Raw genomic sequence first — 11,226 nt, 5'->3', positions numbered from 1 at the left:
CGCCGCGCCTGCTCCGCCCCGGCCCGCAGCGCCGCGAGGCTCGCGAGCGAACCGCTGACTCCCACCACCACGGCTCCGTGCTCCGACATCGGTGCTCCTTCCCCCCAGGCCTCTCGGTCCAGGCCAAACCGGCCGACTGAAGTGCTACGAACGGCAGTCTGTACGCTGATTGGCCTGGACAGCAGGGCCAATCGGCAGGAGTTGGCATGGCAGACGCACATGTGGTCCACGCAGTGGACAGGAGACTGGGCAGCCGTCAGCTGGCCCACCTCCTGACCGGCGCCGTCGGCGAACGCCCCGGCTACCGCGCACTCGCCCAAGGCGTCTGCACCCTGCTGCTCGACGGCCGCATCCCCCTGCACACCAGGCTGCCCGCGGAGCGCGAGCTGGCCGCCGCGCTGACCGTCAGCCGGGCCACGGTCACGGCGGCGTACGACGTGCTGCGCGAGGGCGGATACGCCCTCAGCCGTCGCGGTGCGGGCACCTGGACCGAGCTGCCGCAGGGGCAGCGGCCGTCCAGCGTGGCGGCGTTCCCGGCGGGCGACGGCGTCCTCGACCTGGCCGTGGCGGCGCCCGGCGCGCCGGAGGCGGAGCTCGGGGCGGCGCTCGCCGCGGCGGGCACGATGCTGGCCGGGCACGCGCCGACGCCGGGCTACCACCCGTACGGCATCCCGGAGTTGCGGGCCGCCGTCGCCGAGCGCTTCACGCGGCGCGGGCTGCCCACCCTCCCCGACCAGATCCTCATCACCACCGGCGCCCAGCACGCGCTGTCCCTGTCCCTGACCCTCCTCGGCAGGCAGGGCGACCGGGTCCTGGTCGAGAACCCCTCGTACCCGAACGCCCTCGACGCGATCCGCGGCGCGGGCCTGCGCGCGGTCCCCGTGCCGGTCACGGAGGACGGGTGGGACGCGGGCCTCGTCGAGTCGTCGCTGCGGCAGGCCGCGCCCCGACTCGCCTACCTCGTACCGGACTTCCAGAACCCGACGGGCAGCCTGATGCCGCGCGAGCAGCGGGTGCGCATCCTGGAGACGGCCCGCGCCACCGGCACGTGGCTGCTGATCGACGAGACCATCGCCGACATCGCGCTGGACGGGCCGCCGCCCGCCCCCTTCGCCTCGCTCGCGCCGCACGGCGCGGGCGAACAGGTCATCACCGTCGGGTCGTTGAGCAAGACGCACTGGGGTGGCCTGCGGATCGGCTGGGTGCGGGCGGGGTCCAGGCTGATCACCGAGCTGGCGATGAAGCGGGTGCCGAACGACATGTCGACGCCCGTCATCGAGCAGCTGGTGGCCCTGCACCTGCTGCGCGGCATGGACGACGTGCTGCGCGAGCGGCTGCCGCGGCTGCGGGCGCAGCGGGACGCGCTGATCGCGTCGCTGGCCCGGCATGTGCCGGAGTGGCGCTGGCAGGTGCCGCCGGGCGGGCTCTCGCTCTGGGTGGACCTGGGGCGGCCGATCGCGTCCTCGCTGGCCCGTGCGGTGCTCGCGCAGGGCGTACGGATCGAGGGCGGCTCCCGGTTCGGGGCGGACCCGGGGACGCACGAGCACCGGCTGCGCATCCCGTACACGCTGCCCGCGGACCTCGCGGAGCAGGCCGTGCGCCGTCTGGCGGCCGCCCTCTCCGGCGACCTGCGGCCCACGGTCGACGACGCGGTCCGTCGGCACTGGGTGGCGTAGGCCCTGAGCCCTCCAGGGGGCCTGAGCCCTCACGGGCCCGGCGGGCGGAACCGCGACGTCCCGTGCCGCTCCCCCGCAGAACCGATTCCCCAGCTCTACCGGGCGTTCGGTTCCCCGAACATCTCGACCGCGACGCGCACCGCGGCCAGGCCCGCCGCCAGTGCGCTGACCGAGCCGATCGCACCGGCCACGAGCAGCAGGGATCTGCGCATCCTGGGGATCTCGGGGGCGCCGCCGTACGCCATCTCCGCCAGTGCGGCCAGCTCGTCCTCGGCGATGCCCCGGTCGGTGAACTCGGCCGGATGCGCGGCGAGCTCACGGCGCAGCCGGGCTACGGCGGCGCGCAGTTCCGCCACCCGTGGGTCCTCGTCGCTCCCTGTCACTTGCCTCTGCTCCACGCTCCGCAACACAGCTCCCCCTGCGCACGCCGTCGTGCGGCTGTTCTCGTGCCGTTCCACTGACTCTCCAGTTGCTGGTCGGGCGCCTGGGGGCCGCGGGTCAGTAAACCGTTCCTGATGCGGGATGCGCCACTTCGCACACGCCGTCGGGACGGGTGTCTCGTGTATCCAGGAGTCATGACGACAGAACCGATGAACGCGCACGCGGCCGGGGCGGGAGAGGTCGCCGGGCTGCTGCTCGCGGCGGGCGGCGGACGGCGCCTCGGCGGACGGCCGAAGGCGCTCCTGGAGCACGGGGGCCGCCCGCTCGTGGAGCACGCCGTGCGGGTGCTGCGCGAGGCGGGCTGCGCGCGGGTGCACGTGGTCCTCGGCGCGTCGGCCGACGTCGTGCGCGCGCGGGCCACGCTCCCCGGCTGCGTCCTGGTCGACAACCCGGAGTGGGAGGAGGGCATGGGCTCGTCGCTCCGCGCCGGGCTCGCCTCGCTCGCGGGCACGGGCGCGGGCGCCGCGCTGGTCTCGCTGGTCGACCAGCCGGGGATCGGCGCGGCGGCGACGGCGCGGGTCCGGGCCGCGTACCGCTCGTCCGGGACGCTGGCGGCGGCCGCGTACGACGGGCAGCGGGGCCACCCGGTCCTGTTCGGGAACGGGCACTGGGCGGGGATCGGGGCGAGTGCGGTCGGCGACCGCGGGGCACGCGACTACTTGCGGCAGCACGTGGGCGAGATCACGCTCGTCGAGTGCGGGGACGTGGCGGAGGCGTACGACATCGACACGGCGGAGGATCTGAGCCGCCTCGCGCCGGGCCCCGGCCTCCCGCCCGGCTCCGGAACCCCGGCCTCCGGGGGCCCCGGAGCCCCGGCCCACGTGGAGTGACCGGCATGGCACTCAGCGACACGTTCTGTCGACGAGAAGAATCTCGACGTCAACAAACCATTGAACTTCCACTATGAGGAAACTAGTATCCACTGACCAGAAGGCCCGTTACCTCGGACGGGGCCCCAAAGCCGTACCTCGGCTCCTGTGGCACCCAGTGCCATCGCGTCTGCCCGGCGGCTCGCCCGGCACCGTCCGTGCAGCTCCCTGAAGGAAGTGACAGGACATGTCCGCACTAGCGCCGTCGCCGCTGGCCATCGTCGACGCAGAGCCCCTGCCCCGGCAGGAAGAGGTGCTCACCGACGCGGCCCTCGCCTTTGTGGCGGAGCTGCACCGGCTGTTCACGCCCCGACGTGACGAGCTCCTCGCCCGGCGTGCCGAGCGCCGTGCCGAGATCGCCCGCACCTCCACCCTGGACTTCCTCCCGGAGACCGCCGCGGTCCGCGAGGACGACTCCTGGCGGGTCGCCCCGGCCCCGGCCGCGCTGAACGACCGCCGCGTGGAGATCACGGGCCCGACCGACCGCAAGATGACCATCAACGCCCTCAACTCGGGCGCCCGGGTCTGGCTCGCCGACTTCGAGGACGCCTCCGCTCCCACCTGGGAGAACGTCGTCCTCGGCCAGCTCAACCTGACCGACGCCTACGAGTGCCGCATCGACTTCACCGACGAGCGCACCGGCAAGTCGTACGCTCTCAAGGGCGCCGACGAGCTCGCCACGGTCGTCATGCGGCCGCGCGGCTGGCACCTGGACGAGCGTCACCTGCAGGTCGAGGGCCGCGCGATCCCCGGCGCGCTCGTCGACTTCGGCCTGTACTTCTTCCACAACGCCAAGCGCCTCATCGAGCTCGGCAAGGGCCCGTACTTCTACCTCCCGAAGACGGAGTCGTACCTGGAGGCCCGCCTCTGGAACGACATCTTCGTCTTCGCGCAGGACTACGTCGGCATCCCGCAGGGCACGGTCCGCGCGACCGTCCTGATCGAGACGATCACCGCCGCGTACCAGATGGAGGAGATCCTCTACGAGCTGCGCGACCACGCCTCCGGCCTCAACGCGGGCCGCTGGGACTACCTCTTCTCCATCGTCAAGAACTTCCGTGACGGCGGCTCGAAGTTCGTCCTGCCGGACCGCAACCTGGTGACGATGACCGCCCCGTTCATGCGGGCGTACACCGAACTCCTCGTCCGCACCTGCCACAAGCGCGGCGCGCACGCGATCGGCGGCATGGCCGCGTTCATCCCGTCCCGCAAGGACGCGGAGGTCAACAAGGTCGCGTTCGAGAAGGTCGCGAACGACAAGGACCGCGAGGCCGGCGACGGCTTCGACGGCTCGTGGGTGGCCCACCCCGACCTGGTCCCGATCGCCATGAAGTCGTTCGACGCGGTCCTCGGCGAGAAGCCGAACCAGAAGGACCGGCTGCGCGAGGACGTCGAGGTCGCGCCCGAGGACCTCATCGCCATCGACTCCCTCGACGCGAAGCCCACCTACGACGGCCTGGTCAACGCCGTCCAGGTCGGCATCCGCTACATCGAGGCCTGGCTGCGCGGCCTCGGCGCCGTCGCCATCTTCAACCTGATGGAGGACGCGGCCACCGCCGAGATCTCGCGCTCGCAGATCTGGCAGTGGATCAACGCGGGCGTCGTCCTGGAGAACGGCGAGACCGTCACCGCGGACCTGGCCCGCAAGGTCGCCGCCGAGGAGCTCGACGCGATCCGCACCGAGATCGGCGACGAGGCGTTCCAGGGCGGCAAGTGGCAGCAGGCCCACGACCTCCTCCTCCAGGTCTCCCTGGACGCGGACTACGCGGACTTCCTGACCCTCCCCGCGTACGAGCAGCTGCGCTGACGCTTCTTCACCCGCACGCCCCCGAACCGCCCCCGGCACCGCACAGCGCCGGGGGCGGTTCGCGTGGCTTGCGGACCAATCCGGTGCGCGGTCGGCTACGTATCAGAGGTGTACGTCGGTCTGCGTCCTGGAGGATCACCGCGTGAATGAAGTCGTCCGCATCGGGTCCCGGTCCACCGCCGGCCCTGATCTCCAAGAACTGGTCGCCCGGGTGGCCCGCGGGGACCAGCAAGCCTTCTCCGGTGTCTACGACGCCGTGGCGGGCCACGTCCTCGGCGTCGTGCGCGGAGTGCTGCGCGACCACGCCCAGTCCGAGGAGGTCACCCAGGAGGTGCTGGTCGAGGTGTGGCGCACCGCGCCCCGCTACCGGCCGGACCGCGGCACGGCGATGAACTGGGTGCTCACGCTCGCGCACCGCCGGGCCGTGGACCGCGTCCGGTCGGTGGAGGCGGCGTCGGCCCGCGACCACAAGGCCGCACTGCTCGCCCGCACCCCCGAGTTCGACGAGGTCAGCGAGCAGGTCGAGGCACGTCTGGAGCGCGAGCAGGTGCGCCGCTGTCTGCGCGCCCTCACCGAGGTCCAGCGCCAGTCCGTGACCCTCGCCTACTACCAGGGCCTGACCTACCGTCAAGTGGCCGAGCTCCTCGCCCTCCCCTTGGGCACCGTCAAGACCCGCCTGCGCGACGGCCTCATCCGGCTGCGCGACTGCCTGGGGGTGAGCGCATGAACAGCGCGGCCGACCTGCACACCCTGACCGGGGCCTACGCCGCCGACGCCCTGGACGACGTCGAGCGCGCGCAGTTCGAGGAGCACCTCGCGCTCTGCCCGTCGTGCGCCCAGGAGGTGCGGGAGCTGACCGCGACCGTCGCGCGGCTGGCGCTGGCGTCGGCCGTCGCGCCCCGCCCCGCCCTGAAGGACGAGGTGCTGCGGCGCATCGCCACCGTCCGCCAGGACGTCCCGCGCGGCGAACGCGGCCCGGCCCCGAGCACCCAGCGGCGCAGGGCGGGCGGCTTCGCCCGCTGGGCCCTGGCCGCCTGCCTCGCCGCGGCCGTCGCCTTCGGCGGCACCGCGGTCTGGCAGCACCAGCGGGCGCAGGACGCGCGCGACGAGGCCCGGCAGGCCCAGGAGCAGGCCAGGACACAGGCGCAGGAGCTCGCGGCGGTGCTCGCCGCCCCGGACGCAAGGACCCGCACCGGCGAGCTCACGGACGGGGCCAGGGGGACGGTCGTCGTCTCCAAGAGCCTCGACAAGGCCGTGTTCGTGGCCGACGGCATGGCACGGCCCCCGAGCGGCAAGGTCTACCAACTCTGGTTCGACGACGGCGGGTCGATGCGCTCGGCCGGTCTCATGGACCCCGACCGGTCGGCGACGACGGTCCTGATGCGGGGCGCGGTGGGCAAGGCGACGGGGATGGGCATCACGGTGGAACCGGCGGGCGGTTCGGACAGGCCGACCTCCTCGCCCGTGGCGCTGATGGAGCTGCCCGCCTGAGCTCCCCGCCCTATCTCCCCTCCTGACGAACGCGGCCGGTTTCCGGCCGCGTTCACTCGTTCGGGGAATCCACCAATCCGCGGAGCCGTCGGCCCCGGATACCCCACGTGACGACAGAACGGAACCGCCGGAAACCGCGCCGCGCCCTGTGGCGTCCCGCGGCGGGCGCCCTGAGCGGGGCGCTGGCCGGGTTCGCCGCCCTCGCGGTGGCAGAGCTGCTGTCCTCGGCGGTGCGTCCCGAGGCCGGTCCCGTGGTGGCGGTGGGGGGCGCGGCGATCGACCGCACCCCCGCGTCCGTCAAGGACTGGGCGATCCGGGAGTTCGGCACCGACGACAAGCTCGTGCTGCAGTCGGGCATCGTCGCGGTGCTCGCGCTCCTGGCCGTCGCGTTGGGGCTCGTCGCCCTGCGCCACCGCCGGGTCGGCGCGGCGGGCGTACTGCTCTTCGGTGTGATCGGCGCCCTCGCGGCCACCTCACGCCCCGACTCCACGGGTCTCGTGGACGCGCTTCCCTCGCTCGCGGGCGCTGTGGCCGGGGCGGCGCTGCTGTACGTGCTCGCCGGTCGGCTCGCCCTTCGCCCCGCTCCCGCGGACGCGAGCAGTACGGACGGCGCTCTGTGGGACCGGCGCCGCTTCCTCGTCGCCGCCACCGCGGCCGCGGCCGCCTCGGCGGGCGTGGGTGCCCTGGGCAGGGGGTTCAACGCCTCGCGCGGCAAGGACGCCATCGCCTCGCGCGAAGGCATCGTGCTGCCCGCTCCGGCCTCGCCCGCCTCCGCCGTCCCCAAGGGCGCGCGGCTGCGCGTACCGGGCATCAGCCCCTTCGTCACGTCCGCCGAGGACTTCTACCGGGTGGACACCGCCCTGGTGGTCCCCAAGGTGAACGCCGACACCTGGCGGCTGCGGATCCACGGCAAGGGCGTCGCGCGCGAGACGACCCTGTCCTTCGCGGACCTGCTGGGGCGCGAACTGATCGAGCGGGACATCACGTTGACCTGCGTGTCGAACGAAGTCGGCGGGCCCTATGTGGGCAACGCCCGCTGGATCGGCGTGCGGTTGGCGGACGTCCTCGCCGAGTGCGGGGTCGAGCCGCCGTCCCGGGGAGGCCCCGCGGACCAGCTGGTCGCCCGGTCCGTGGACGGCATGACCATCGGCACGCCCGTGGACGACGTGATGGACGGCCGCGACGCGCTGCTCGCGCTCGGCATGAACGGCGAACCGCTGCCGTTCGCCCACGGGTTCCCCGTCCGCATGCTGGTGCCGGGGCTCTACGGCTACGTGTCCGCCTGCAAGTGGATCGAGGACATCGAGCTGACGACGTTCGACGCCTACGACCCGTACTGGGTGCGGCGCGACTGGGCCGCCAAGGCGCCGATCAAGACCCAGTCCCGGATCGACACCCCCAAGCCGTTCGCCAGGCCGAAGGCGGGCACGGTGATGGTCGCCGGAGTCGCCTGGGCGCAGCACCGCGGCATCGACAAGGTCGAGGTGCGCGTCGACGACGGGCCCTGGCGGACGGCCGACCTGGCCGCCGAGGACACCCGGGACACCTGGCGCCAGTGGTCCTTCCCCTGGAAGGCCGCTCCGGGCGGTCACACCCTCACCGTGCGCGCGACCGACCGCACGGGCGCGGTCCAGACCGAGGAGCGGACCCGCACGATCCCCGACGGGGCGAGCGGCCGTCATTCGGTGGTGGTCACCGTGGACTGACCCGCCGCCCTCATCCATACGCAAACCGGACCCCAACACCAGGAGAAGTCATGAACACCACCCCCCGCCGTGTCCGCCGCGCAGCCGTCGCCGTCGTCTCGGTCGCCTTCCTCCCTGTCGCCCTGACGGCCTGCTCCGACGACAGCAGCGACAGCGGCAGCAACACCGCCAAGGACAAGGCCACCGCGAGCGCCTCCAAGGCGCCCTCCGACGGCATGAGCAGCATGACGGAGCCCTTCGGTCCCGGCTGTTCGTCCGTGCCCAAGGACGGCAAGGGCAGCTTCGACGGCATGGCCGAGGACCCCGTGGCCACCGCCGCCTCCAACAACCCCGCCCTGTCGACGCTGGTGACCGCCGTGAAGAAGGCCGGGCTGGTCGACACGCTCAACAACGCCAAGGACATCACCGTCTTCGCCCCGACGAACGACGCCTTCGCGAAGATCCCGAAGGCCGACCTGGACAAGGTCCTGAACGACAAGGCGCAGCTCACCAAGATCCTCACGTACCACGTGGTCGGCAAGCGGCTCGCGCCCAAGGACCTGGAGAGCGGCTCCTACGAGACGTTGGAGAAGTCCGAGCTCACGACGTCCGGTTCGGGTGAGTCGTACAAGGTGAACGACTCGGCGAACGTCGTCTGCGGCAACGTCAAGACGGCCAACGCCAACGTCCACATCATCGACACGGTCCTGATGCCGAAGAAGTGAGACCGGCTGCCCTCAGCCGAGATGGGTCGACCAGTCCTGCTGCGCCGCGGGCTTCCCGTGCAGATCGGGGACGCGCTTCAGCCAGGCCGGTCGGCCCTTCTCGGTGGCGGCGGCGCGCCGGGCGTCCGCGGCGGCCAGTTCGTCGCGGGAGGGGAAGCAGGTGGGCAGCCAGGCCGCCGAGGCGCGGGCGCGGGCCAGGAGGTGGTCCACATAGGCCTCGCGGACCGCGTCCGCCGACTCGAAGCCCGGCTCGTCGGCGAGCCAGGCGTCCGGGACGAGGGCGACGATCTCGCGGAGGGCGTCCTCGGTGACGAGGGGCGCGAGTTCGGCGTCGGCGGCCGCCATGTCCGGGCCGTACGCCCCCAGGGCGTGGTGCTTGAAGTCGTAGGCCTTGTCCGGGGCGGAGGCGCCCCAGCGGTGGTGGAAGACGAGCGCGGCGCCGTGGTCGATGAGCCACAGCTTCGGCTCGTGCACGCCGAACGTGGGCCAGATCATCAGGTTCGAGCTGTGCACCGTGCGGTCGACGTTCGCGGTGAGGGCGTCGAGCCAGACGACCTTGCCGGCCTCCAGCGGGTCGACGTCGATCGCCTCCGGTGTGAAGTCCACGGCGCCCGGCAGCAGGTCCATGCCGAGGTTGAGGCCCGCACTGGCGTGCAGCAGGTCCTGGACCTCCTGGTGCGGTTCGTCGGCGGCGACCGCCGGGTCGAAGTGGACCAGGACGAGCTCGGGGAAGCGCAGGCCGAGGCGGCGCGCGAGTTCACCGACGATGATCTCGGCGACCAGCGCCTTGCGGCCCTGGGCCGACCCGGTGAACTTCACGACGTACGTGCCCAGATCGTCGGCCTCGACGACTCCGGGGACGGAGCCGCCGGTCCGCAGCGGGTTCACATAGCGAACAGCAGTCACTTCACGCAGCACACCGGCCACTGTATGCCGAGGTCAGCGCGGGCACGATCAGGTTTTCAGCACCCACCGGACGAGGCCGGTGACGGCGTGTCCCGTCGGGCGCACGAGCCATCGGTCGACGAGGGCAGAACGCGCGAGGCGCAGTTCCGAGGCCGCCCAGCCGGGGAGGAGCGCCACGGCGTTGGTGGCGAGCGCGGCGTAGAACGGCATGGCCGCCAGTGGAACGGGGGGCCTGAACAGCAGGTAGCGGGTGGTTCCGATCGCTTCCCGCGTGCACCGCAGCTCGCCGCGGTAACCGTCGAGGCACCGGTGCAGCGAGTCGAGGGACCGGGGCGGGTCAGGAATCCCGAGGGCCCGCGCGATGCGCGCCGTCTGGTCGACGTACACGTCGCACTCACCCGACGTCAGGGGGCGTGCGCCGAACTCTTGATGGGCCCGCAGGAAGCTGTCGATCTCGGCGACGTGCACCCAGAGCAGCAAGTGGGGGTCCGATGCCAGATAGGGCGTTCCCCACGCGGTCACTCCGCTGATTCCCGCGTGCACGGCTCGCACGCGAGCGCAGGCCGCCTCCGCGCTCTCGGCCGTGCCGTAGGTCGTGGTGGCGAGGAACGTGCTGGTTCGCTGAAGGCGGCCCCATGGGTCTCCCCGGTACCCGGAGTGGGCGGCGACAGCCGCCATGGCCAGCGGGTGGAGCGATTGCAGCAGCAGTGCGGAGAGGCCGCCGATGAACATGGCGCTGTCGCCGTGCACACGGTGGACGGGGCTCCCGGGCTCGAACCATCGCGGCCCCGGAGTGCCATGGATCCGTTGTCTGTTCCGGGGGCCCTCCGGGCCCGCCACACGTGCGAACAGTGCCTGGCCTGCGCGCCCACGTACCGCATCGAGAGCGCGCGTCATCGTGAAGGTCATCAAGGGTCCCCGATCTTCGACGCCCTCCTGGGATACCGGCACGAGACCGGGTTCGGATGCGGCCCCGACGAAATGCGTTCGCAGGGCTCGGTGTCCCGGCTGCGCGGCACCGCGGAGAAAAGTCAGATATACGGCAATCCGCACCAGTGGACGGCTCCGGATCACTGGTGTGACGGACGTCGACGACTGAGTGCTCCGGTGCTCGGAGAAGCGCCCGCCGCGGCTCGTCGGCCGACCGGCCGACGGCCTCGCCCTCCGGACGACTCCCGGGCCCGGCCCCTCTCGGACCGCTCCCGGGACACCCTCCACCGAGGAGGAAACGATCATGCGTGTCCATCACACCCGCAGCGCCACCGTCGCGGCCCTGGCCGCGCTCGCCCTGCCGCTCTCCCTGGGACTGGCCGCCCCCATGGCCCACGCGGACGGCATGTCCGAGCCCTTCGGACCGGCCTGTTCCACCGTGCCCAAGGACGGCGCGGGCAGCTTCGACGGCATGGCCGACGACCCGGTGGCCACCGCCGCCTCGAACAACCCCGCCCTGTCGACACTCGTGACGGCCGTCAAGAAGGCCGGACTCGTCGACACCCTCAACAAAGCCGAGAACCTGACCGTGTTCGCGCCCACGAACGACGCGTTCGCCAAGATCCCGAAGGCGGACCTCGACAAGGTCCTGGGCGACAAGGCTCAGCTCACCAAGATCCTCACGTACCACGTGGT

General features: G+C 72.4%; 11 protein-coding genes. 8 read left to right on the top strand and 3 right to left on the bottom strand.

Annotated features, from left to right (window positions below; all coding sequences use genetic code 11):
- Positions 1–206 precede the first annotated feature (206 nt).
- Positions 207–1,676: a MocR-like transcription factor YczR gene (gene yczR, locus AOK03_RS22575; RefSeq protein ID WP_055567141.1), complete on the top strand. Its 1,470-nt coding sequence runs from the start codon at positions 207–209 to the stop codon at positions 1,674–1,676.
- 95 nt (positions 1,677–1,771) lie between these two features.
- Here yczR and AOK03_RS22570 read toward each other — a convergent pair whose 3' ends face one another.
- Positions 1,772–2,086, bottom strand: coding sequence for a DUF5955 family protein (locus AOK03_RS22570; protein WP_055567140.1), 315 nt, complete (start codon positions 2,084–2,086; stop codon positions 1,772–1,774).
- A 165-nt stretch (positions 2,087–2,251) separates the two neighbouring features.
- Between AOK03_RS22570 and AOK03_RS22565 the strand changes: the two genes are divergently transcribed.
- The 6 genes from AOK03_RS22565 to AOK03_RS22540 all read left to right on the top strand — a co-directional run bounded on the left by AOK03_RS22565 (position 2,252) and on the right by AOK03_RS22540 (position 8,694).
- The gene (locus AOK03_RS22565) at positions 2,252–2,947 is read left to right on the top strand and encodes a nucleotidyltransferase family protein (RefSeq protein ID WP_244177703.1); all 696 of its coding nucleotides are present in this window, start codon (positions 2,252–2,254) and stop codon (positions 2,945–2,947) included.
- A gap of 226 nt (positions 2,948–3,173) precedes the next feature.
- A complete protein-coding gene (aceB, locus tag AOK03_RS22560) occupies positions 3,174–4,793 on the top strand; it encodes a malate synthase A (protein WP_055567139.1) in 1,620 nt (539 codons plus the stop codon).
- A 142-nt stretch (positions 4,794–4,935) separates the two neighbouring features.
- On the top strand, positions 4,936–5,520 hold the full coding sequence (locus AOK03_RS22555) for a sigma-70 family RNA polymerase sigma factor (protein ID WP_055567138.1): 585 nt from the start codon (positions 4,936–4,938) through the stop codon (positions 5,518–5,520).
- On the top strand, positions 5,517–6,284 hold the full coding sequence (locus AOK03_RS22550; protein ID WP_055567137.1) for an anti-sigma factor: 768 nt from the start codon (positions 5,517–5,519) through the stop codon (positions 6,282–6,284). Before AOK03_RS22555 ends, AOK03_RS22550 begins: the two co-directional genes overlap by 4 nt.
- A 107-nt stretch (positions 6,285–6,391) precedes the next feature.
- The gene (locus AOK03_RS22545; protein WP_055567136.1) at positions 6,392–7,990 is read left to right on the top strand and encodes a molybdopterin-dependent oxidoreductase; all 1,599 of its coding nucleotides are present in this window, start codon (positions 6,392–6,394) and stop codon (positions 7,988–7,990) included.
- Between the two features lie 50 nt (positions 7,991–8,040).
- The gene (locus AOK03_RS22540; protein ID WP_055567135.1) at positions 8,041–8,694 is read left to right on the top strand and encodes a fasciclin domain-containing protein; all 654 of its coding nucleotides are present in this window, start codon (positions 8,041–8,043) and stop codon (positions 8,692–8,694) included.
- A 12-nt stretch (positions 8,695–8,706) separates the two neighbouring features.
- Here AOK03_RS22540 and AOK03_RS22535 read toward each other — a convergent pair whose 3' ends face one another.
- Both AOK03_RS22535 and AOK03_RS22530 read right to left on the bottom strand, forming a co-directional pair.
- Positions 8,707–9,612 carry a HipA family kinase gene (locus tag AOK03_RS22535; protein ID WP_055567143.1) on the bottom strand — a complete coding sequence of 302 codons (906 nt, stop codon included), beginning with the start codon at positions 9,610–9,612 and terminating at the stop codon, positions 8,707–8,709.
- A 36-nt stretch (positions 9,613–9,648) separates the two neighbouring features.
- The gene (locus tag AOK03_RS22530) at positions 9,649–10,497 is read right to left on the bottom strand and encodes an oxygenase MpaB family protein (protein WP_055567142.1); all 849 of its coding nucleotides are present in this window, start codon (positions 10,495–10,497) and stop codon (positions 9,649–9,651) included.
- A 337-nt stretch (positions 10,498–10,834) separates the two neighbouring features.
- On the opposite strand from AOK03_RS22530, the gene AOK03_RS22525 reads away from it, so the two are divergent.
- On the top strand, positions 10,835–11,226 hold a 392-nt coding region (locus tag AOK03_RS22525; protein WP_055567134.1), incomplete at its 3' end, for a fasciclin domain-containing protein.

The sequence above is a fragment of the Streptomyces atriruber genome, assembly GCF_001418325.1.
Classification (GTDB): Bacteria; Actinomycetota; Actinomycetes; order Streptomycetales; family Streptomycetaceae; genus Streptomyces; species Streptomyces atriruber.
Note: the sequence above shows the minus strand (reverse complement) of the source record. Positions and strands in the feature narration are given on the sequence as shown.